Source organism: Psychrobacter pygoscelis, from assembly GCF_004335015.1.
GTDB classification, from domain to species: domain Bacteria; phylum Pseudomonadota; class Gammaproteobacteria; order Pseudomonadales; family Moraxellaceae; genus Psychrobacter; species Psychrobacter pygoscelis.
In genome coordinates, this window is record NZ_RQRU01000001.1 from 487,428 (window position 1) to 511,356 (window position 23,929).

Sequence of the window (23,929 nt, forward strand, 5' to 3'; positions counted from 1 at the left end):
ATGTAAGTGCAGTAACAAAGGAGTCATCGAAGTCAATCAATAGGAGATGAGGCTACTGAATGGCATGAGGCTACTGAGTGAGGAGTAAGGCTATCTTTTAGGATTGGTATTTTACGGGCTGACAATATACCACTAACCATTTTTAGAATAAATATGCACTGTGGTTAGTTAGATAGGCGATAGCCGTAGGTCTCGATATCAGCTTACCTAAACCTATTGAGGATTATAGTAGGCAGACTATAATAGATAAAACAAACCAACAACTCTAAAATATAGATAGCGGCTACTTATTACCTGTCCCTCCCCCCATCCAAGTAGTTCTCTAATGGTTTGGTAGGTAATTTCTCAGCTACTGCCCTTGGTCTACACTTGGGTTACCTAGCTATAGAACTATTTTATATTTATACAAGCTCATTAAGGAAAGCTCATGCACATCACTGCTAATTTCGATGCGGGTAATATTGAGGTTATTAGTTTAGAAGATAAGCAAGATATCCAGCTGGCCATTCGCCCAGACTTTGGTGGCGAGTTTTTTCAGTGGTTTAACTTTCGCCTATCAGGTCAGATTGGCGAGCAATATGTCCTTAACATTATGAATGCAGGGGCAGCGTCGTACCCTGATGGCTGGGAGGATTATCAAGCAGTGGCTTCATACGACCGTGAGTATTGGTTCCGATTGCCCACCTCTTATCAAGATGGCAAGCTAACCATAACCGTCGATATGCAATGTGACACCATCCAAATCGCTTATTTTGCGCCTTACAGTTACGAGCGTCATCAAGATTTATTAGCGGCGGTACAAACGCACCCATTAGTAACCTTAGAGCATTTAGGGGCGACTCTCGATAAACGCGACTTAACGTTAGTCAAAGTTGCTGATGAAGATAGCAATAGCGCTGCGAATAAACGCAATATTTGGATCATTGCGCGTCAGCATCCGGGTGAGACGATGGCTGAATGGCTGGTCGAAGGCCTACTACATAGTTTGTTAGACAGTGATAATGCCACCGGTAGATCATTATTAGAGAAAGCGAACTTCTATATTGTCCCTAATATGAATCCCGATGGTAGCGTGCGCGGTCATCTCCGTACCAATGCGGTCGGGGCCAATTTAAACCGCGAGTGGTTAAACCCAAGCTTAGATAGAAGCCCTGAGGTATTCCATGTCATTAATAAGATGGAAGAGACTGGGGTCGATCTATTTTATGATGTGCACGGTGATGAAGCCCTGCCCTACGTGTTTCTCGCTGGCTCTCAAGGGACGCCCAGCTACAATGACCGCCTCGCCCGACTACGAGATAGATTCTCAGAAGTGTTAAAGCTGGCCTGTGCCGATTTTCAGACTGAGTTTGGTTATGCTGTTGACGCGCCGGGTGAGGCGAATATGACCATCGCCACTCACTGGGTGGCTGAGCGTTTTGACTGCCTTGCCAATACCCTAGAGATGCCGTTTAAAGATAATGATAATATCCCTGACGCTGATACAGGTTGGTCACCAGAGCGTTCTATTAAATTAGGGGAAGCTTCCTTGGTGGCTATGTTGGCGGTCGTTGATGAATTACGGTAAATGTGACTATTCGCATAGAGAAATAAAAAAAGCTACGATTCATTGAGAGTCGTGGCTTTTAATTAACTTAAACTCATTTAACTTACAATCTAACCAATATATAAAACGATATCATCTCTGAGTTGTTCTGCGTCATCAAGCTTCTCAAGAAACAACTCAATTCGGGAAAGAATATACTTTCTTTCAGATAAATAATAGAGATCCTCTCCTTTTAATAAAAAATCTCGAAATAAATTTAACTCTTTTCTTACTGCATCAAAGCTAGATTTTTCCACCTCAATACCATATAGAAAAAATTTAAGCCAATACAGATCGTTTTCCTCAGCAAATTTATACCAATAGTTTTTATATACTCTCTCGAAAGCAATAGGAAACATAAATTTTTTTTCATTAGCATTTATTTGATTGTCTATATCTATCATACCCAATACTGACATAGTTCTTTAACTCCATAGATTGCATTAAAACTATACTCAGGATTTTCCCTTTTTAGGTTAGCCATAGCTTTATTTATAACTCTTTGCCTTTCTCTGAGTCTACTAATAAGTAATGCAGTCAGGTTGAAGCGCAGTTGTGTGATTGGGAAGGTCAGTTGTCCTACCTAAAACTAAAAAAGCAACAAAAACTATGAATAAGGCATCTTGGCTAGCCATTCAATCTCGCGCCCTTGCTCCTCAATTACTCGTCTTTTGCAGTACGGCCACCGAATACTGCCTGTCGACCATCTGCCCTGATTTACTTTTGGCTCTATCATTCTCGTCGATGAACTCAATGACTTGTAATGGGCTATGCTTAACCAGTTGCGCCACATCGCTACTGTCATATAATTGGAACATCTCTCCCACGAATGGCAAAGTTTTCATAAACTGCTTTTGCGCATAAGTAAGGAGCGCCAGACCATTCGGTTTTAACACTCGCGCTATCTCATCCCTAAGCGCCTGAGCCGGCGACCAAAAATACAGCGTATTGACCGAGAATATCTTATCGAAACTGTTATCAGGATAAGGGATTTGCACCCCGTCATAGTGCTGAAATGCTATATCATGATTGGCTATTAATGACTTATTAAGCTTGATTGCTTGTTGCTTCATAAGCGTTGATGTCTCAAGGCCTACATAACGAACGTGCGGCGCTATTGCCGTAATCTCGGCCAGATGGCCACAATTCCCATGGCCCAACTCTAAGACTCTCTCACCGTCCTGAATATCCAGTCGCGCTATGGTCCTCAAAGTCATACCTAAATTGGATGCGTGCATTTCATGGCCAAATTTGACCCCCAGCTCGCCGCTTGGGCAGCGCAGTTGTTGTTCTATTTCGTGAAGCTCTGGCTCAAGCATCGCTTTATTCCTTTTACTATTTTTAGTATTTTTGAAAAATAGGCAGTGAGCATCTAGTGATATGAATGGATTACATGTAAGCTCAATTAACTCATTTTACTTTTATCGTAAATTCCATACCCTTATCTGGCTTTACTACGCTGGAAATATAGCCATTGTCAGGGCTGCGCACATAATCCAGATAGTCCTGCATTGCCGGAGTAAAGCCTTCTACATCATCGACCATGATCACCGCCCCAGTCTTGAGCTTAGGCTCTAGCAATTTAAATACCTCAAATACCAAATCCGGCCAGCCATCGAGTAACACCAAGTCAATCTCACCCTCTACCTCTTTCAAGGTTTCAAGCGCATCACCTTCTAAAATCTGGATATAGTCCGCAAGCCCAGCTTGGTCGAAGTTCTGCTGCGCGGTGGCCGCCTTTTTGGGCACGTACTCGGTGGTGATAACCTTACCGCCGTTGTCTTTAGCTGCCTTGGCTAGATATAGGGTGGAGATACCGAAAGATGTGCCGAACTCAACGATGTTTTTAGCCTTTAATGCGCAAGCTTGCATGTATAAAAAGGCCCCTTGGGCGGGCACTATTGGGATATATTTATCCTCATAATAAGCGTTATCTTTATTATCCCAATCTGCGCCGCCCCTTATCATCTTCGGTAACTGAGGCAATAACCGCCACATTACCGGCCAAATCTGCTTGACCGCCTCATTATAAAGACGGGCCAGTACAGCTTCGAGTTTAGGATCATTTAACACATGAAATAGCTCGGGAGTGACTTTTGCCATAATCTTACGATTCCATGTCAGCGATGATATGACCGTTACGGGCCAGCCTATCTGATACTGATAGTTGATTGTGAATAGCTAGAGCAGATTCAATAAACAATCGAAAACCTTAAGTCTTATTAAGTTATCAACAAATGATTATTAAACCAATAATAAATGATTCTTATTATCAATATTAGACTTTATTTTTCCGTGCTTCAATACTAAACACTGACTTAATTTTTGACGCTTGAACTCCCAAAGCTTACCTTGGTCGACTATGGTAATAACCATTTGTTTTGGTTTGAAAGTGTTAGTTATTTAATAAGCCCAATCACTCTGCCTTTCACTGATACAGCGGTGAGCTATACCTTTAGTGAATCAACGCCTATAACTTGAATGCAAATTAAACACTGAACTGACTAGATTTTCTTAGTATTGGTAGACCTTTGCTGATATCGCTATACTCGATAGTAGTTTGTAGCAATGACTGGTGTAATAAGTCATTGATATGGTTCAATCAGAATGGAAGCTAAAGGAGTTCTAAATGGAATTTGATTATATCATCGTGGGTGGTGGTTCAACAGGATGCGCCTTAGCAGGACGCTTATCAGAAGATCCTAGTATTAATGTGTGCCTATTAGAGTACGGCGGCGATGGCAAAGACCTTGCTGTTCGTGTACCCGCTGGGCTGATTCTTATGGTGCCAGGCAAACCCAAGATATTAAATAACTGGTGCTTTGACACCATGCCCCAAGCCCACCTTAATAACCGTACCTGCTTTCAACCTCGCGGTCAGTGCTTGGGCGGGTCATCTGCTATTAATGCTATGGTCTACACTCGTGGCAACCCTAAAGATTATGACCAATGGGCAGAGCTTGGCTGTACGGGTTGGGGCTATGATGACGTACTGCCCTACTTTAAAAAGTCTGAAAACAACAGCCGCGGCGCAGACGAGTTCCATGGTGATAGCGGGCCTTTACAAGTCACTGAGCTGCTCAGTCCACGGCCTATATCTCAAGCCTTTGTCGATGCTGCGATCGCTAATGGGCTGGAGCACAATCCCGATTTCAATGGAGCAAAGCATAAAGGCGCTGGTCTCTATCAAGTGACTCACTTTCATGAGGGTAAGCACGGGGAGCGCTGCTCATCGGCTGCCGCCTATATCCATCCTGTCGAGAACCGCAAAAACCTGACGATCATTACTCACGCACTAGCCTCACGCATCGTCTTTGAAAACAAGCGCGCTACGGGCGTTGAGTACAAAAAAGACGGTCAACTGCACACGGCTCATGCCCGCTCAGAAGTGATCGTCTGTAGCGGCTCATTTGGCTCACCGCAGCTGCTTATGCTGTCAGGTATCGGTCCTGCTGAGCACTTGCAATCGCATGGTATTGAAGTGATCAAAGATGCGCCGGATGTCGGTAGCAACCTTCAAGATCACTTGGACATTGTCTTCGACTATGAAGTCAATACTAAGGATGTTTTTGGTATTGGTCTTAGCACCGTTCCCAAGCTCCTTAAAGCCTTGTCGCGCTGGAAAAAAGATAGTACTGGTATTTTGACCACTAACTTCTGTGAATCAGGCGGGTTCTTCACCTCTAAAGAAGGTGGCTCCGAGGACTGGCCGGATACGCAGCTGCATTTTATTATCTCACGAGTTATTAATCATGGCCGCGATATTAAATGGGGCAATGCAGTCTCTATTCACAGCTGTTATCTACGTCCGGAAAGCCGCGGTACGGTACGACTGGCCTCAACAGACGCCAGTGATCCACCACTGATTGATCCTAACTTCTTATCTAACCCTAACGACCTTCAGCCATTTATGGATGGGGCAAAGCGCACTCGTGAGATTATGCAAGAAGCGCCAATGGCTAAATACATCAAAAAAGACTACGCTGCCGCTCATATCAAAAAGCACGGCCTTGAAGATTACCTGCGTACAAATTCGGATACCGTTTATCATCCGGTGGGTACCTGCCGAATGGGCGCTGATGACCAGTCCGTCGTTGACCCTGAATTAAAGGTTCGCGGCGTTACGGGACTTCGGGTTGCTGACTGCTCGATTATGCCAAGACTCATCAGTGCCAATACCAATGCCCCTGCCATTATGATTGGTGAGAAGCTCGCTGATATGATTAAGGCGCAGCATTCTCAAAACAGCCTACCTACTGAGCAGGCGGTCATGGCTTAGTTAGTATTTGACTGCTCTAGGTAATACTAACGGTCCTAGTTAATATTTAATCCAATAATAAAAAAACACTCGTATCTAGTACGGGTGCTTTTGCTTTTTTAAGCCCAATTAACAAAATCTAAACTAGGTCGTCTTTTCGGAGTCAATATTCACCACACCGCGACACTTGGGAAATTGCGAACACCCCAAAAACTCTGCCCTTGACGCTGACCTGACTTGGCGACACGTCTAATCATATCGCTACCACATTTGGGGCAAGCAGGCTGAGATGCTACTTGATTCTCTTCTGGTCGTGATGCGAATTTTTTATCATCCTCATCAGGAGTAACCTTGTTGTCTGAATCATTGATAGCAAATGGGATTATAAATACTGGTGGTTTTGCCGCTGAATTACTGGAGGCTCGAACTATATTTTTCGAAGTCTCTGTCGGTACCTTATCTTTTAAAGTCTTGCCAGCGACTTTGTCTTTTACATAGGCTTTATGCTGAGCATTGGTACGCCATGATTTAGTAAAGCGCCCCGCTTCAATCTGTCCTACTATGGCCTGAACTTGCGCTTCTGATAAAATTTCGTCTTGTTTGTTTTTAATGTAAGACACCATACCACTGGTTAATACATGCTCGGGTAATTGGTCACGGGTCTTAAGCTGACAGTCGCCGATGAAGGCAATCATAGAGTGAAAGTACGATAATTCTAAACCTAATAAATCTGACAGCGTCTTAATGTGTAGGTAATTTTGCCGTAAGGGGTTTTGAAATTTGTATTTCTTACCGCCTAGCGTCTGTGTCCACTGTCTTTGCTTTTCATTACCAAATATCCAGCCTTTATAGTTCTTGGTCTCAATGACAAAGATACCGTAGACCGAGACAATGATGTGGTCAATTTGGGTACTGCCTCCATCTGGCAGTGGCAAGGTGACACTGTTAATTCGGTGATAGACATCTTTGTCTAACATGAGCCACGTGGCGACATTAATGACGGCTTCGCCAAGCATGCCTTTGAAGGAGGACATTAGGGACATTACAGAGGTTCATTTAGAAAGGTTATATAGATACTACGCTATAAGTATTTAAAGTACATGAAAATTATTTAAAAAAAATTAAGTAGCTGCTTAGATCTTTAGTAGATGTCATAAAATTGAATTGAGCAGTTGCCGTAGGATAGCTTTAGTTTTAATCAGCTCTTGTAGAGAGTCTATTAAAAGGAGATCCAACAAATAACTTATGACCTAAGTATCTAAATAAAAACCTTAATTATTTTTAATATTGCTACAAAAATAAGAACGCCAATTATAATTTTTATAGGGCTTATGCCCTCTTCTTGTCTGTCTTCCAAACTCTGATAAATTGATGCTTTAACAAAGTCTATGTCGTTTGAAATAGGATTATAACTACTAAAAGAGATTTCGTTGGCTAAGCTAGGAATAGTATCAATCAGCTCAGCCACTTTTGGACGGAGGTATTTTTCGTTCTTTTTCCAAGGATTTTCACTTTCATAAAGCTTGCGAACGCCATAATACATATCGGCACGAATATAACTCTCTTCGAGCCATTTATTATAATAGGCTTCGTCCCAAAACTTGGCAGGGAGCACAGTAACAGCTTCAGTGGTATCACTAATCAAAACTGGAAAGGCTGCTTGAGTCAATACGCCATTGGGTAAGTGCAGTCGCCATATAAACATCGTCGTGGATTTGAGCGGTAAGGGGGTAATGCTGTTAGGTATATCAAAACCAACCATTCGAGTGCGTTCGTTTGTTATATGCTTAGCGTATTCTAAAATCTCAGGCTCATTGGCATCAGGAGTAGTATTCTTTAGCGCATAAAGTTCATGCGCAATCTCTGCTAAATGAGCAACAGGCGTGCGGCCAGTGGGGTCATATACAACTTCAGCAGGACAAGAATAAACGTCATCAGTAGAAAACAACATAACATTGGCTTGCACAATATGCGCCCAGACCACTTTGCCTGTTTTGTATAGCGTTGCTAGTTGATTCAGCTGTTCATACAGGGCATCATCTTTCATCCAACTAGGCGGCATCATTTGTAAGTAAGCTAAGTCCGCTTTGTCCAAATTAGCAAATGCTTTTTTCCTATCAAAGTACAATGACATAGTCGGAACAGGGGGCAAGGGTTGGTCAAAATCAACACCATCCAATACATGAGGCGGAATCAGATCTAGTGTACTTTGCCAAACTGTTTGAGCTGGTAAAACGCCAAAATTATTTGAAGCTAATAAAGCCTGATAAATGATTTGTATGGGAATAAACCAGTCGCATAAATCTTGAAAATCACTGTCAAACTCAACAGACATAATGTCAGTACGTGCTTTCTTATTCCCTATAAAATGTGCTTCGGAGCAGTAATGCCAGACCGGCACTTCTCTGCGAGCTCGTCCAATCAACTCGCCTAAATAATAGCTCAATAACTTAATCATTGAGTCGTTATAAAAGGGGTCTTCTGAAGAGAGAATCTTATCTTCTGTCAAGTCAGGTAGACTTTGCTTAATACTTAACAACAACTTATCAATGCGCTTGATGCTATTTAGTGAGTAGTCGAGATGACACTCTCTAATCTGACTTTCATAAGTAAAGCTATGACCTATTTCCGGATCGTCTAACTCAGTAGATACCGTCTGACTAGATACTTCGTTAAAGAAGTTATGTAGTGTTTCTAGTACAACCACCGTTCCAATGCTGGGTTGATACTGCGTAAGGAATGGTTTTTGGGAGTTAAGAGCGGAAGTGTGATTTGTCATAGTTTTCTTATTTTATAGGTATTGGATATTTAGTTAGCGGCTGGCTAACTAATAGTAAATTAATAGATTTAAAAAGAAATAGTATCATGACTCCGCTAACAAGAAACTGTTAAATGTAATGACAAAAGCCAATCGAATGGCGCCTATTCCAATGCGCTAACACTCGCCTGCTCACAGAATCTATTATGTTTCCTTAACTACTCCAAATATCAATAACCTTGTAGGTTGGGAGAAGCTTGAAATATCCAACAAAATCATTGAAATTGACTCAATATTTTGAAAGGTAGCGTGGGAGGTAACCCACGGAATTGATATCTCCCTCCCATACTTCCAGACCAAAAAAAAGAGCCACCAGATTTCTCTAGTAGCTCTTTTTTCGTGCACTATGATTAACTCAAATACTAATCATAATATGACTAATTGCTGGGCTAAAGCCACAGCCTACGACTGTTACTTAACCAAGCTTTTAACTGCATCGGTAACCGCTTCAGCCGTAATACCAAACTCTTTGTACAAGTCGCTGGCAGGCGCTGACTCACCATAAGTGGTCATGCCAATGACTTTGCCATCAAGGCCGACGAACTTGTACCAGTAGTCGACATGGGCGGCTTCAACAGCGACGCGGGCGCGGACATTGCTTGGCAATACTGACTCGCGGTAGTCCGCGTCTTGCTTCATGAACACTTCAGCACATGGCATAGACACGACACGGGCGCCGATACCCTGCTCGCTTAATGTTTCATACGCTTGGGCCGCAAGACCGACTTCTGAACCAGTAGCGATGATGATAGCTTGAAGCTCGCCTTTTTCCTTGGCAAGGACATAACCACCTTTGGCGATGTTGGCCACTTGGTCGCTATCGCGGTCTTGATGTGGCAGACCTTGACGGCTAAAGATAAGCGCGGTTGGAGTGCTGTCAGCTTTTAGCGCCTCTACCCAAGCAGTAGCAGACTCGGTGGTATCACAGGGACGCCAAGTGTGCAGGTTTGGTGTAGTGCGAAGGCTGGTCAATTGTTCGACAGGCTGATGCGTCGGGCCATCTTCACCAAGGCCGATAGAGTCATGGGTATAGACATGGATGACGCGCTGCTTCATAAGAGCGCCCATGCGTACGGCGTTGCGCGCGTATTCCATAAACATCAGGAAGGTCGCAACGTAAGGAATAAAGCCGCCGTGCAAGGCAATACCATTGGCAATGGCGGTCATACCAAATTCGCGAACGCCATAATAGATATAGTTGCCTGAGGCATCGTCTTGGATACCTATAGCGTCTTTAAATAGCGTGAGGTTAGAGCCTGCTAGGTCAGCTGAGCCGCCAAGTAGCTCTGGTAGCATAGGCTGGAAGGTATTGATTGCGTTAAAGCTGGCTTTACGACTGGCAACGTCCACGCCTTCATCTTGGCACTGCTGGATGTAGTCTTTGGCTTTTTGCTCAAAGTCAGCAGGTAGCTCACCGTTTAGGCGACGTAGTAGCTCTGAGGCCAGCTCTGGATAGGCCTTTTTGTAAGCTTCAAAGTCAGCTTCCCAGTTCTTTTGCAGCGCCTCGCCTTTAGCTCTGCCATCCCAAGCCTGATAGATTTCATCATCTAGATCAAACGGACCATGTTTCCAAGCCAACTCATCACGGGTCAAGGCAATCTCATCATCGCCTAGTGGCGCACCATGACTGGCCGCTTTGCCTTGTTTGTTCGGACTGCCCACACCGATGATGGTTTTACAGATAATAAGGCTTGGCTTACTGGTCTCATTAACAGCCTCTTCAGTAGCCTTGGTGATAGCGTCAGTGTCATGACCGTCGACTTTAATCACTTGCCAGCCATAGCTCTCAAAGCGTTTTTGCGTATCATCGGTGAACCAACCTTCGACTTCACCATCGATTGAGATACCATTGTCATCGTAGAAGAAGACTAATTTGCCCAAACCTAGCGTACCTGCTAGCGAGCAGACTTCATGGCTGATACCTTCCATCAAGCAGCCGTCACCTAAAAAAGCATAGGTATTGTGATCAATGATGTTATGACCTTCACGGTTAAACTGCGCCGCTAGTGTCTTCTCTGCGATAGCAAAGCCAATAGCATTCGCGATACCTTGACCTAGTGGGCCGGTTGTCGTCTCGACGCCTGGCGTATAGCCATATTCAGGGTGGCCTGGGGTCTTGGAATGCAACTGACGAAAGCCTTTTAGGTCATCGATACTGACATCATAACCCGAGAGGTGCAGTAGTGAGTAAATCAGCATTGAGCCATGACCATTGGATAAGACAAAGCGGTCACGGTTAAACCAATTGGGGTCCGCAGGATTGTGCTTTAGGAACTTACGCCATAGTACTTCAGCGATATCCGCCATTCCCATCGGCGCACCGGGGTGGCCTGAGTTGGCTTTTTGCACTGCATCAAAAGAGAGAACTCGGATGGCGTTGGCAAGCTTACGTTCATGAATTGGCGTTGACATAAAAGTTCCTAACAGTTGTTGGAGAGTGTATTGTAAGGGGGTTCAGTAGGATGAAATCGCGGATTATTTTAACATGAAGTAGCGTTGACTTGGTGGTAGGTGCGATTGTTTTTGCTACTTTTAGCGTTTAATTTAAACCTTCAAAGTCGTGAATGATAACACTACGGTGGCTTAACATAAGACGCTAGCAAATGATGCTAGGGATTTGGAAGATTCTGTCCGAACTCTATCAGAGTGACACGGACAGAATCGTTAGATAACTATTATCATATCAATGACAATTTAGAACACGGTGTCATTGTTAGGCATCACATCAATATTAAGTATTGATGTTCAATACTGCTGTTAAATCCTGATACTGGGCGCCTAGACATTGATAGTCTCAGCCCCACCCATGTACGGACGCAATACTTCAGGAATGGTAATTGAGCCATCAGCGTTTTGATGGTTTTCCATGACCGCCAGTAAAGTACGACCCACAGCAAGACCAGAACCATTTAGCGTGTGCGCAAGCTCGGTTTTTTTGCCATCTTTAACCCGCGTACCCATGCGCCGTGCTTGGAAATCCCCACAGTTAGAGCAGCTAGAGATCTCGCGGTAAGTATCTTGGCTTGGTAGCCACACTTCGATATCGTAGGTCTTTTGCGCAGCAAAGCCCATATCACCTGTACAGAGCTTGACGACGCGGTATGGTAGCTCAAGCTGCTGTAAGATAAACTCAGCTTGTCCAGTCATCTGCTCTAATAGCTCATCAGACTGGTCGGCCTTAGCGATATTGACCATCTCAACTTTCTCAAACTGATGCTGACGAATCAGGCCACGGGTATCCCGGCCATGGGAGCCAGCCTCACTACGGAAGCATGGCGTATGCGCGGTAAATTTTAGCGGCAGCTCGCTAGCGTCGAGACGCTCACCACGTACCAAGTTAGTCATTGGTACTTCAGCTGTCGGAATAAGGTAAAAGCCCATCTCATCGTTATTGGTATGGTTGGTAAGCTTAAATAGGTCTTCTTCAAACTTAGGCAATTGACCTGTACCCTCGAGACTGTCTGAATTAACAATATACGGCACATAAGTCTCAGTATAGCCATACTTTACCGTATGAGTATTAAGCATAAATTGAATCAATGCGCGATGCATTTGCGCCAGCTGACCTTTTAATACATTAAAGCGGCTACCAGTAAGCTTAGCGGCAGCTTCAAAATCAAGCTCGCCGAGGTTTTCACCTAAGTCAGTATGGTCTTTAATCACAAAGTCAAAGTCACGCGGCGTACCCCATTTGCGCACTTCGACATTGTCCTCTTCTGATGTGCCGACGGGGACATCTGCAGCAGGGATGTTCGGGATTTGCAGAGCAGCCGTATTGATTTTATCTTGCAGAACTTTAAGGTCTTCTTCTGCCTGCTTCATATCACTACTGATGGTCTGCATCTTGGCCAATAGCTCGCTGGCATCTTCACCATTTTTCTTGAGCATGCCGACTTGTTTTGCTCCAGCATTTTTTTCGGCTTGTAGCGCCTCGGTCTTGACTTGTAACGACTTGCGCTCGGACTCTACCTGCTGCCAAAAAGCAGTATCTAGATCATAGCCGCGTGTCGCCAGACGCTGCTGAAGTGTAGTGAGGTCGCTGCGAAGTAGTTTTGGGTCAATCATAAAGGTCGCCTATATAAACCAAGAATATTGCAAAAGATAAAATGATATAAAGTGAATGGACTGAATTTGTAAGCTATGATACCAAGCCTTATCAAATTTGACTATGCCTTAGTGATGGCTTTAGTAACGGCTTCGATGATGCGCTTAGTCATCGCTCTCGCAGTGAGCTTAATAATAACTTGATTTTAGGTTTAGCTTAATTCAACTGTCATTGGCTACTACTAAGAGTCAACTATGGTTGATTAGCAGTGAGCAAATAGAGCCTAGCTGAAGCTTTACCAGCAGCTTATAGCAAGTTTATTGTAAAAATGATACAGCGCTACTGGGATGAATTGTTCGCAGCCTTTATCGGTGCACCCGCCCGCCGCAAGCCAGAAAGATTTATCCCAGCGGCGCATCATATTACGATGACTCAATTTTATTTAGACTCGACTATATGGCTAGACCACCCTTAGATTGCCCCTTAGCAGTTTCATTTAAAGCCTGATTTCGGTAAGATACGCTACTAATATTGTTATTTGCTATTTCCCACATTAATTACAACATCGAGCGATCCCATGGCACTGTATCCCTATACTCTCCAACCTGTCCCGTTAGAGTTAACTGAAGCGGAATTTCGCCAAGCACAATTTGAGCTATTTTCTCAGTCTTCTCAGACTTTTGGTTTATCTAGTCTCAAGACCAAAGAATGGGTTGTCCTCGCTATTATTACTGCCAGTGCTATCGCAGGATTGGTATTTGTCACCGGATACTCAACCATCCTTTTTTGGATCATGCTTATCGGTGTGATTGTCTATTTATTAATTAGAACCCTTGGCTTTAAATGGTATGTAAAAAAAGAGTTTGAAAAGCAAGTGGCCGAGCAAGAGATGCCTGATGAGATGCGCGACCTAAAATTAGGCGTTCAGAAGCACGGCTTGATTATGGCGATGCCCGCCCCGAATGCTGGCGTGCAACCCAAGGCGGTTCGTGGTATGCAGATGCGCGCTGGTACTACTCAACAAGCGGTCATTCCGTGGAATGCGGTCAAAAGTTGGGATGAGACCGATGACTACATCTTTATGCTATTTGAGATGAAGGGTCAGCAAGGCAGTCAAATTATCCCTAAGCGTTTGGCTAACAGTAAATTCCCTATTGACTCTGTACGCAACCACCTTCAAGAAGTTGTTCCTATTCGTGGTCTACGTCCAGAAACGTTAGCAAAATCATAATGGGCTTTATTAAAATAATATTAAATTTCAAATCTTTGTGGTACAAAAATAATACCTTTACTAAAGATTAGCATACCCATCATTATCAGCTAACGTAGTATAAATAATACAGTTACTATTATGCTTTAAACCTGTGGCTTAAATACCAAAATCGAATGATTCATTGCAATGGGTAATTTGAGCGGCAGATACAGATATACCATAAAGCAATTTGCTCAACCAATAGAATTATTTCATTTGATTAATTTAACTTATCACTAGTGATTTGTTATTATTATTCATGTGGTTAAGGGATTGTCTTTTAGTGAGTCTCTTAACGTTAAATAAAAACCCATCATTCATATAATAAGGAAAATACTATGAGTACCAATCAAATCGGTCTAGAAAAAGCAGACATGTCAGCCATTATTCAAAAGCTTAATGGCTTATTATCAAGCTACCATATCTTTTATATCAACGTTCGCGGTTATCACTGGAACGTCAAAGGTGAGCATTTCTTCTCACTTCATGAAAAATTTGAAGAACTGTACACCGACCTGCAACTACAGATTGATGAAATCGCTGAGCGTATCTTGACGCTAGGTGGCACACCACTACATGCCTATAGCGACTTTTCACAAAATGCTAGCATCTCTGAGGACAAAAATGTCCACGATGGCAAGCAATGTGTTGAAGGCGTGGTTTCAGGACTTCAGTCATTGATTGAAGAGCAGCGCAATGTGTCAGCTGCCGCTGATGAAGCAGATGATCAAGGTACTGCTGACCTAGTAGACGGGTATGTGCAAGAGCAAGAAAAGCTAATCTGGATGTACAACGCTTTCTTAGGTTAATCTATTACCTAAGTAAAAAAGTATAGATGATAATAAAAAGCCCGTAATCTTGATGATTACGGGCTTTTGCTATATAAGTGAGGACTAATTTATTCCTGAACCCACTGGCGGATTTTAACGCGCTCTTCTGGGCTAGCTTTAAGCCAAAGCTGCATGAACTGATCAAGAGTACTAGCAGTATCTGCGGTGCTACTAGCTTGCGCTGCTGATGGTTGGACAGCGGCTATACCACTACCTTGAGCCGCTGTATCTACCGAGCCTGTTTGCTCTAAAGAGGCTATAGCGCGCTGATTAGCCATCTGGGCATCATTGCCACCAAACACCCCACCGATAGCCTTAGTCAACCCAGAAAAAATACCGTCTTCATTATTGGCGATACTCTGTTGGCTGGCTACTAGCTGTGTGCCTTGTTGCACAGCTAGTGTTGGTTGCTCAGCGTATTTTTTAGCAGCACGGTAGTCTTCAGGCTGACCTAGCATAACCAAGGTATAGGTCTGATTGTCTTGTAGTTCAGCTGCTACGCTAACATTACCTGAGCGTAGATAGTCATGCTCATCGCGGCGCAGATCATAAAGGCGATCATACTTAGCAGTGATGACATGCTTGCCTGGTTGCAAGGTAAACTGCTTAGTTAATGGTTTAAAGGCGCTTTGCTTAATCTCTTGACCGTTGATTGCTGTGACTTTGATATGATCTTCGACATTTAAGGTTACCGCAGCTTGAGTATATAGCGGCAAAACTGAAGCACTTAATAACGCACCTGTGACTAGTAGTTTATTGATACTGATGGCAAATTTCATGAGGTATCCTAAATAAGGGAAAACAGATAAGTAGAAATAAAATTATAGACTTATATTTATTGCTTAATCATGCCTACTGTCTACATGACTAACCTTTTAATAACTAACAGATTAATGGCTAATGGCTTACAATTCACAACGCTTTATTCAAATTGCTTAGGCTAATGATAGCTTATTTGTCCAAGAGGTATGACAGTATTTGTTTGATAGCTAATATCTAAGAAGTTGTTCAAATTTATAGCTCAGTCTAAAGCTTACCTGTGCATAAGCTACTGACCAATCATACTACTGTCCCGTGGTATCAGTATCTAAATAGGCAACTGTTAGAAGGTTTAAAATATTAGAAGTTTAGTGACATATTCGGGTCAGCGGGTGGTATGGGTGAGTCCTTATCATCCGGTAAATCTGTAACACCAAGGTCTAGTAGCTCTGCTATCAAGGTCTGCTCATCGATTGTCTTGATAGCTTCACTGATAACTGTCTTTGAAATATTAACTCGGCTCAGATTAGAAAACATAGGCTGGATATAATTAAGGACATCCATCATTGCCCCAATGCGATGCGGGCCTTCAGTCAATAAGTGACTGATAATCCGCTCATCAAACTGCCAGCCTCGGCGTTTGAGAATAGACTCTAGCATGGTCTGACGGTCTCTAATATCAGTGCCGTCTGGCACTTTAAATGCCGGCGCCTGAGCCAGTCTAGTCAATAAGTCAGGTAGGGCAAACGGCAGCTCACTAGCGGGCTGCTTGGCAGCAAATAGTAGCTGACACTCACCTTCACGGCTGCGATTAATAAGGTGGAATAACGCCTCTTGCCATTGGGTACTCAGCTGCAATACTTCAAGATTATCAATAGCAATGACATCGAAGGTCTCAAGAGAGGATAGAACATTGACATCGGTGTAAACCAGCTCATTTAGCGATAAGCAAATCGCAGATCTATCCATCTCGATGAACGACTCACAAATAGCCGATAACAAGTGGGACTTGCCTGTGGCTGGGCTACCAAACAGGTACAGCTGACGCATGAGACCGACATGCATCTGCCGAACTGCATCAATAATCGCCATCCAACCAGGCCCAGCGAAATCGCTGAGGCTAGCATCATGCTTGATCTCTAGATTGAGGCTAAGCTGGGTGTCTGCCATGAACTTTCAACTCGATCAGTACTACGTTGGACTTATGGGTCTGTATTTTAAGTCTTATGGGTCTGTATTTTAAGTATTGTCGCCCTTAAATTGTAGTTATATATAACATATTTGTAAAATCAATAACAAGGGGCGATCAGAAACCTTAAGCTATCGAACCGAAGCAATTGTTAAATAGACTCAGTCATTTAGACGATCCGAGCGGTAAAGTAGTGCAATATAATAAAAACAAACTGACTACACTCTCTTTACTCGCCCGCTTGTCCAAAGCCTATTATTTGAGGGTAGATAGCCTAACTGTATCATTACAAAAAATGATACTACTCAAAAAGCTTGAGCTGACGCCGCCCTTTATAGAACTCACTTGATAAGTAGGCAGCGTAAAGATGTCTAAATAGTACATTAAGGACCGCCGATACTGGTAGCGCGATCAGCATGCCGACAAAACCAAGTAAGCTTGCCCCTGCTAAGACAGCAAAAATAACCCAGAGCGGTGACAAACCAATTTTATCACCTAGCAGTAATGGCTGGAGCACGTAGCCTTCTATCGCCTGACCCACTAAGAATGCACCGATAATCAAGCCGATATGCAGCCAGTCCACGCCGAACTGAAACAAGGCAGCGATAATAGCGGCAATAAAGCCGAGGCCAAAGCCTAAATAAGGCACGAAGCTTGCGATTCCTGCTCCCATACCGATAATAAGGCCCAGCTCAAGGCCAATAAGCTGTAGCTGCACAGCATAAACGATACCCAGTAAGATCATGACTAACAGCTGGCCTTTAATAAATTCCTTTAGCGCTTGGTCACATTCTCGGCAAATTTGAATGGTCTTTTTAGCATAGCCTTTAGGGATAGCTACCTTCCATTTACTCAGGCGCTCATCCCAATTAAACAAGAAATAGAAGGTCAGAATCGGTACTAATACAATTAGACCAGCATTATTGATAAAGGACATGCTAGAAGCCAATAAATGGCTCATAAAAGAGCCTGCATCACTGGCGCTATAGTTCTTCTGTAGATATATCATTACCGTCTCAGACAGCCCCCTGACTTGCAGTTCTGGCAATGCTACTGGGCTATACTGGCTGACCCAACTACGGACAACATCATTATACCAAGTCATAACCTGAGGCATATATTCCCAAGCATCTTGCAGTTGGCTTAACAAGGTCGGAATCAGCCACCAAAGTAAAATGACCATGATGGCGGTGATGGCAGCATAGACGATCAATATAGCTATCCAACGTCGCAAAAACCGGCTAAGACTTTTTACTAATGGGTTAAAAAGATAGGCCAAAAAGAAAGCCACGACAAAGGGAATAATAACTGGCATCATCAGGTTCAGCAGTAATAACGCCAGAATGATAACGACTACGATAAATAGTCGACGAAAAAACGGATCGATAGCTTTGGTTGGCATTGTTGTTATTCCCTAAAATCAAATCGCTTCTTAGTAAGCGTTGCGCCGATATTATCGCAGACTTAGGTTCTGAATAGAATTCTTTGTCTCACAAATATTAAAAATTCAACAAATTTTTTTTAGCCCCGTAAGTTAGCAAGCTTTGCACTATCCTTACAACTTAGATTTGCCTTGGTTTATAAAGTACTTGGTTTATAAAATAACCGTCAGATTGGCAGATTATCATGATTACCCGAATCATTTTGTGACAGTTGCCTATAATTGGTTATAATGTGTGCCTGACATTAGCAAATGTTTAAATTCTAGCTTCATTTCACAACCTCTTCTAAATATCTAACTTGAATATCTAACAATAGGTAGTCTACTTCTTATGAGCAACTCCCCTTCTCTTAGCTATAAAGATGCTGGCGTTGACATTGATGCCGGTGATGCATTGGTGCAGCGTATTAAGTCGGTGGCCAAAGCGACTTCACGACCTGAAGTCGTTGGTGGTCTAGGCGGCTTCGGTGCCCTCTGCCGGATCCCGCAAGGCTACCGCTCACCGCTACTGGTCTCTGGTACTGATGGCGTCGGTACTAAGCTAAAACTTGCCTTGCAGTTGGGTCGTCACGATACTATCGGCATCGATCTAGTAGCCATGTGTGTCAATGACTTGTTGGTCTGCGGCGCAGAGCCATTATTCTTTTTAGACTATTATGCGACAGGTAAGCTCGATGTGGACACAGCCACTGCAGTGGTCAGCGGTATTGGTGAGGGTTGTCAGCAGTCAGGCTGCGCGCTCATCGGCGGCGAGACGGCTGAGATGCCTGGCATGTATCAAGACGAAGACTATGATCTAGCCGGATTTTGCGTTGGTGTGGTTGAAGAGTCAGAAGTCATCACTGGTGATAATGTCGCCGAAGGTGATGTGTTAATCGGTATCGCCTCTAGTGGCGCACACTCAAATGGCTATTCACTGATTCGTAAGGTCATTGAGGTTAGCGGTGTTGACATCACCCAAAGTGGTGAATCATTAGATGGGCAACCTATTGCCGATGCCCTTATGGCTCCGACTAAGATCTATGTCAAGGCGATTAAAGCGCTTCAAGATGCTATCGGTAATGATAACCTACATGCGATGTCGCATATCACCGGTGGTGGCCTTACAGAGAATCTGCCACGCGTCCTTCCTGAAGGCCTAGCCGCTCAGATAGATACGCAAAGCTGGCAATTGCCAGAATTATTTAACTGGCTACAGCACCATGGCAATATCAAGCCCCAAGAGATGTACCGTACCTTCAACTGCGGCGTAGGCTTCGTAGTTGTCGTGCCAGCTGAGCAAGCAAGTAAAGCAATAGATACGCTCACCCAAGCAGGTGAAACGGCTTGGCAGTTAGGTAAAATGATTGCTCGTCAAGATAACGCTTCTGCCGTGGAATACGTTTAATGGTCAGCCTGCAAACTTATGATTCGACTGGAATAAGTATAGCCACTCATGATGATTTAGACCGTACTAAATCACCTTTAAAAGTCGCGGTATTGGTATCTGGTAATGGTAGCAACCTTCAAGTACTTATTGATGCGATGCGCTCAGGCAGTCTGCCTATCCAAATCGTCGGTGTCATCAGCAATGTCAAAGATGCCTTTGCTATTACGCGTGCTGAGCAAGCCGGTATTGAGACGGCAGTACTGTCACATATCACCTCGGGTGATAATATCGGCAAACGCATGGGCATTAAGACCTTTGAGCGCCACGCCACTACCCAACTACAAAAGTGGCAACCTGACTTAATTGTACTAGCAGGCTTTATGCGCGTCCTTAGCCCGGCATTCATTGATAGTGCACCTGCGCCGATGATTAATCTGCACCCGTCACTACTTCCGAACTACAAAGGTCTAGACACTCACAGCCGCGTATTACAAGCCGGCGAGCGTCATCATGGCTGTAGTGTGCATGTGGTGACCGCCGAGCTTGATGCGGGCCAAGTGCTTACTCAAGCGTTATTGCCTGTCTCAGATGGCGATACCGCAGATACTCTTAAATCTCGAGTACAAAAGCTTGAGCATCAGCTGCTGCCTTGGACGATTTTACTAATTGCCAGTGGAGTCATTCCAGCTTCAGTATTTACCGCTCTTTCTTCTGAGCAAGGTGCTATTAGCGACACTGCCGTCACTTCATTTTTGCCGACGTTACCCCTGAAGCTTTGGCTTGATGAATAAGCCAGCGACTCTCACTCTCTATCGTTAGCGCATACAAAACCCCCGATGGCTTAACCATCGGGGGTTTATTAGTAGTGACATTTAATTGATGCTAGTTAGATTAAGCTTCAGGGCTTTTACCCACCACATGGATTGCTTTAATATTGACAAATTCTTTAACACCAAAGCCACCATGCTCACGACCGTAGCCTGAGTCTTTGACACCGCCGAAAGGCAGTGCGGGATGCACTAGACCATAGCCATTAATATAGACCATACCGGTATCAAAATACTCTGTGGCCAGTTGAACGGCTTTGTCCTCATCTTTAGAGAAAATCGCGCCGCCTAGACCATATCGGCTGTCATTGGCGATTCGTAGAGCATCATCTGCATCTTTTGCGCGAATCAATGAAGCCACCGGACCAAATAGCTCATCGTCATAAGCGGGTTGACCAGGTTCTACATTTTCTAAGATAGTAGCAGGATAGTATGCCCCTTTGCCATCTGCGATTTGCCCACCAAGCGTTATTGTTGCGCCCTTTTTCACGCTCTCTTCAACTTGTTGATGCAGATTATCGCGTTGACTCACACTAGACATCGGACCTATCTTGCTCGCCTCATCAAGTGGAGAGCCGACGGTATATTCCTTAAATTTCGCTATGATACGCTCTTTAAAGTCATCGTAGACACTATCGACGACGACAAAGCGCTTGGCAGCAATACACGTTTCGCCATTATTATAAAGCCGCGCATGGGCGCAAGTCTCAACCGCTAAGTCTAAGTCGGCATCTTCTAACACAATAAAGGCATCGTTGGAGCCTAACTCTAGGACCGTTTTCTTAATTGCTTTAGCGGCCTGCTGAGCGACGACTCGGCCAGCTGTATCACTACCAGTGAGGGTGACACCACGGACCTTATCATGATCAATCACCTCATTTGACTGATCGTGACTGATAATCAAAGTGCGAAATAGGTCTTTTGGCAGATCAGAGTCCTGAAAGATTTTTTCGATAAGTAACGCTGTGCCCGTGACGTTTGAGGCGTGCTTTAGTAGGACGCTATTTCCGGCCATTAGATTGGCAATGGTATAGCGAAATACTTGGTACGCAGGATAGTTCCATGGCTGGATACCATAGATAATACCGATAGGCTGATAAGTTACGATGCCTTTTTTAAGACCTTCGGCTTCTCGTTCATCTTCCGCCAATGCGCTAATGCCATGTTCAGCTGTATAATCGCAAATTTGCTTACATAGATCGACCTCTTGCAAGCTGTGACTATATAGCTTGCCTCGCTCCTCGGTCATCAGCTTAGCCAACTCTTCTTTATATGCCATCAGAGTGTCCGCTACAGAGCGGATTACCTCAGCGCGCTGCTCGGGTGAGGTCTTACGCCATTCCAAGAATGCCTGATGTGAGGCGTCAATAATGTCATTAACTTGGCTCTCACTCATATAATCATAATTAGCAATTTCTTCTTCCGTGGCGGGGTTAATTGTAGTGATATCTGCCATAAATATTGTCCTTATGTTTGGTTAATGCTAGCCATACCATAATAGGCATTTATACTAACGCCTTACTTTTAAGGTATGTTTTTAGAATACCAAAGCAAGCTAACTCAAGCTTTACAAGTTATGTAACTGTGTCAATAAGATGTTGCAAATGATAAAGACAGGTCACTGACCTTTATCTTGAACGGCAAAATGTCGCAAATTTCAAGATACAGTTGCTAAGTCGTTCTTTATGCCTATAAAAAAACCACCTTAACGGTGGTTAATTGTCATAGTCGAGTAAGGCTGAGCGAATCTTTTACCGTGACTCTTGCCATATTGAGAGTAACACTTTCTTAAGATTAATTATTGATCACTCTAATACCGTCAAAAGAGGTGATTAATAATGGGCATCTCATGCTCTTCATTATTCTCATCTGACACCACTTGCCGTGCGACATGCATGATAAGTTGTCGTAGCCAGCGGTGTGCCGGGTGATGTTGTAGTAATGGCGACCACGCCATAGTCAACTCAAACTCAGGGATAAAGAACGGCGGCTCTTTCATCACGATGCTGTCATTGGTGGCTTGCATTCTCGCCACGCGCGTGGGCAAAGTTGCGATTAGGTCTTTATTAGCGGCGAGCATAGCAGGCATCTGATAATGACGGGTAAAGACGCTAATCTGCCGTTTTTGTCCGAGTCGCTGCAAGGCTTGGTCAATAGAGCCAAGCCCACCAGATTTATCTGGATTGACGCCAAAACCTACGCCCATTCCGGTTTTAGACACCCAAACATGCTGCGCCTTAAGATAGTTTTTTAGGTTAAAGCGGTTGACATAAGGGCTTTCGGCAGAGAGCAAACAGCTAAAAGTGTCGCGCCAGACCAAGACTTGATGGAAGCTTTGGGGAATCTCATTGAAGCGGTTAATGGCTAAATCCACTCGGCCTTGCTCCATATCGCGATAAGAGACATCAGAGGGAGTCAAGAAATCTAAAATAACATTTGGCGCCTCTGAGCGTAGTGCTTTAACCAGCCTCGGTACCAAAGTCGCCTCAGCATAGTCTGAGGTCATGATTCGAAATACCCTTGAGGTACTATAAGGCCGGAACTCTGTTCTTGGCTCTAGCACCTGCGTAAGATCAGCCAGTATCTCTCGGATACGCGGCTGTAGCTCTAACGCGCGCTCAGTCGGTGTCATACCTTCTGAAGATCGTACCAATAATGGATCGTTAAATAACTTACGCAGGCGTCTTAATATATTACTCATCGCGGGCTGAGTAATACCTAACTGCTCTGCGGCTCTAGTGACGTTTTTTTCTCTAAGCAAGACATCTAAATGTACCAATAAATTTAGATCTACACGCTGCAAATTCATATAATAATCTCTTTAAAATCTCTGCAAGCTTATGATTAAAGTGCTTTTTAAAAATGGAGTATGCTAACTACTCACTGACCAATCTGTATAATTTATCGCGGTATATTATTCATAAAACTCAAAAAACCGAGGGGACAATATCTTAGCCAAGTTAGGCAATTGTCATCTTAATTTACGTTTAAATGGGTATGGCAATGGACAAGCCTGCCAAATCTACTATTGGCTTTCAAAATGGGCGACTATAATATCTATTAAGGCCATGTTATTCACCCCTCTTAGTCCATCAAGTCGTACTCAGACTAGGAAAATTCTATACCTAGATCTGCAAACAAGGGTTATAAATATGGTTACAAAAAAGTTTGTTTAGCATATATTTAATAGCTGATTATCTGTCTTAAAGCCTTGTCACTACTATACTATAATTAGCAAAAATACCCAAGATAACTATCATAAATTAGATAAATTAAGGTAAGCTCGCTATAGTGATTAACAAGCACTTACTGGCCCTGTCCTATTTTATAAGACACTTATAGGTCATTTGAATAACTGATGATTTTTAAGCCTTGCTTAATAGACCTTGCTTTATGAAGACGTCTTAGCGAAGGGCTTGTAGCGGTAATATAACCTTACCAGTATTTAACCTTGTATTTATGACTGGCATTGTTTAGGGTAATAGGCATCTTAGCACTTGGACGATACAAGGTGCATAGCTACAGCTGATTTAATCCTATTTTCTCTAAATTCTGC

Annotated in this window: 18 protein-coding genes; 6 read left to right on the forward strand and 12 right to left on the reverse strand. The window is 43.6% G+C overall.

What is annotated here, in order from left to right:
* Window positions 1–427 precede the first annotated feature (427 nt).
* Window positions 428–1,567: a M14 family metallopeptidase gene (locus tag EGV92_RS01985; protein ID WP_131667533.1), complete on the forward strand. Its 1,140-nt coding sequence runs from the start codon at window positions 428–430 to the stop codon at window positions 1,565–1,567.
* Window positions 1,568–1,656: 89 nt separating this feature from the next.
* Here EGV92_RS01985 and EGV92_RS01990 read toward each other — a convergent pair whose 3' ends face one another.
* From EGV92_RS01990 to EGV92_RS02000, 3 genes are all read right to left on the reverse strand, one after another.
* On the reverse strand, window positions 1,657–2,004 hold the full coding sequence (locus EGV92_RS01990) for a hypothetical protein (RefSeq protein WP_131667534.1): 348 nt from the start codon (window positions 2,002–2,004) through the stop codon (window positions 1,657–1,659).
* Window positions 2,005–2,241: 237 nt separating this feature from the next.
* On the reverse strand, window positions 2,242–2,904 hold the full coding sequence (locus EGV92_RS01995) for a class I SAM-dependent methyltransferase (protein ID WP_131667535.1): 663 nt from the start codon (window positions 2,902–2,904) through the stop codon (window positions 2,242–2,244).
* Window positions 2,905–2,995: 91 nt separating this feature from the next.
* Window positions 2,996–3,688, reverse strand: a complete 693-nt coding sequence (locus EGV92_RS02000; RefSeq protein WP_131667536.1) for an O-methyltransferase — start codon at window positions 3,686–3,688, stop codon at window positions 2,996–2,998.
* Window positions 3,689–4,214: 526 nt separating this feature from the next.
* Between EGV92_RS02000 and EGV92_RS02005 the strand changes: the two genes are divergently transcribed.
* Complete coding sequence (locus tag EGV92_RS02005) at window positions 4,215–5,864, forward strand: GMC family oxidoreductase (protein ID WP_131667537.1); 1,650 nt, start codon at window positions 4,215–4,217, stop codon at window positions 5,862–5,864.
* A gap of 149 nt (window positions 5,865–6,013) precedes the next feature.
* Here EGV92_RS02005 and EGV92_RS02010 read toward each other — a convergent pair whose 3' ends face one another.
* From EGV92_RS02010 to serS, 4 genes are all read right to left on the reverse strand, one after another.
* Window positions 6,014–6,886 carry a nuclease-related domain-containing protein gene (locus EGV92_RS02010; RefSeq protein ID WP_131667538.1) on the reverse strand — a complete coding sequence of 291 codons (873 nt, stop codon included), beginning with the start codon at window positions 6,884–6,886 and terminating at the stop codon, window positions 6,014–6,016.
* A 215-nt stretch (window positions 6,887–7,101) separates the two neighbouring features.
* A complete protein-coding gene (locus tag EGV92_RS02015; RefSeq protein ID WP_131667539.1) occupies window positions 7,102–8,622 on the reverse strand; it encodes a hypothetical protein in 1,521 nt (506 codons plus the stop codon).
* Window positions 8,623–9,072: 450 nt separating this feature from the next.
* Window positions 9,073–11,073, reverse strand: coding sequence for a transketolase (tkt, locus tag EGV92_RS02020; RefSeq protein ID WP_131667540.1), 2,001 nt, complete (start codon window positions 11,071–11,073; stop codon window positions 9,073–9,075).
* A 366-nt stretch (window positions 11,074–11,439) separates the two neighbouring features.
* On the reverse strand, window positions 11,440–12,726 hold the full coding sequence (serS, locus tag EGV92_RS02025; protein WP_131667541.1) for a serine--tRNA ligase: 1,287 nt from the start codon (window positions 12,724–12,726) through the stop codon (window positions 11,440–11,442).
* Window positions 12,727–13,283: 557 nt separating this feature from the next.
* Here serS and EGV92_RS02030 point away from each other — a divergent pair.
* Both EGV92_RS02030 and EGV92_RS02035 read left to right on the forward strand, forming a co-directional pair.
* Entirely contained in the window at window positions 13,284–13,937 is a 654-nt protein-coding gene (locus EGV92_RS02030) for a YcxB family protein (RefSeq protein ID WP_131667542.1), read from the forward strand.
* Window positions 13,938–14,296: 359 nt separating this feature from the next.
* Window positions 14,297–14,767 carry a Dps family protein gene (locus EGV92_RS02035; RefSeq protein WP_131667543.1) on the forward strand — a complete coding sequence of 157 codons (471 nt, stop codon included), beginning with the start codon at window positions 14,297–14,299 and terminating at the stop codon, window positions 14,765–14,767.
* Window positions 14,768–14,856: 89 nt separating this feature from the next.
* On the opposite strand, the gene EGV92_RS02040 is transcribed toward EGV92_RS02035, so the two are convergent.
* The 3 genes from EGV92_RS02040 to EGV92_RS02050 form a co-directional block, all read right to left on the reverse strand.
* A complete protein-coding gene (locus EGV92_RS02040; RefSeq protein ID WP_131667544.1) occupies window positions 14,857–15,567 on the reverse strand; it encodes a DUF2057 family protein in 711 nt (236 codons plus the stop codon).
* Window positions 15,568–15,907: 340 nt separating this feature from the next.
* On the reverse strand, window positions 15,908–16,717 hold the full coding sequence (gene hda, locus EGV92_RS02045) for a DnaA regulatory inactivator Hda (RefSeq protein WP_131667545.1): 810 nt from the start codon (window positions 16,715–16,717) through the stop codon (window positions 15,908–15,910).
* Window positions 16,718–17,037: 320 nt separating this feature from the next.
* Window positions 17,038–18,138 carry an AI-2E family transporter gene (locus EGV92_RS02050; RefSeq protein ID WP_131667546.1) on the reverse strand — a complete coding sequence of 367 codons (1,101 nt, stop codon included), beginning with the start codon at window positions 18,136–18,138 and terminating at the stop codon, window positions 17,038–17,040.
* A 370-nt stretch (window positions 18,139–18,508) separates the two neighbouring features.
* Between EGV92_RS02050 and purM the strand changes: the two genes are divergently transcribed.
* A complete protein-coding gene (gene purM / locus EGV92_RS02055; protein WP_131667547.1) occupies window positions 18,509–19,564 on the forward strand; it encodes a phosphoribosylformylglycinamidine cyclo-ligase in 1,056 nt (351 codons plus the stop codon).
* Window positions 19,564–20,337 carry a phosphoribosylglycinamide formyltransferase gene (gene purN / locus EGV92_RS02060; protein WP_131667548.1) on the forward strand — a complete coding sequence of 258 codons (774 nt, stop codon included), beginning with the start codon at window positions 19,564–19,566 and terminating at the stop codon, window positions 20,335–20,337. The genes purM and purN overlap by 1 nt, the downstream gene beginning before the upstream one ends.
* Before the next feature lie 100 nt (window positions 20,338–20,437).
* Here the strand turns inward: purN and EGV92_RS02065 are convergent, their stop codons facing one another.
* Window positions 20,438–21,829: an NAD-dependent succinate-semialdehyde dehydrogenase gene (locus EGV92_RS02065; RefSeq protein ID WP_131667549.1), complete on the reverse strand. Its 1,392-nt coding sequence runs from the start codon at window positions 21,827–21,829 to the stop codon at window positions 20,438–20,440.
* Window positions 21,830–22,192: 363 nt separating this feature from the next.
* Complete coding sequence (locus tag EGV92_RS02070) at window positions 22,193–23,182, reverse strand: LysR family transcriptional regulator (RefSeq protein WP_131667550.1); 990 nt, start codon at window positions 23,180–23,182, stop codon at window positions 22,193–22,195.
* Between the last annotated feature and the right edge of the window lie 747 nt (window positions 23,183–23,929).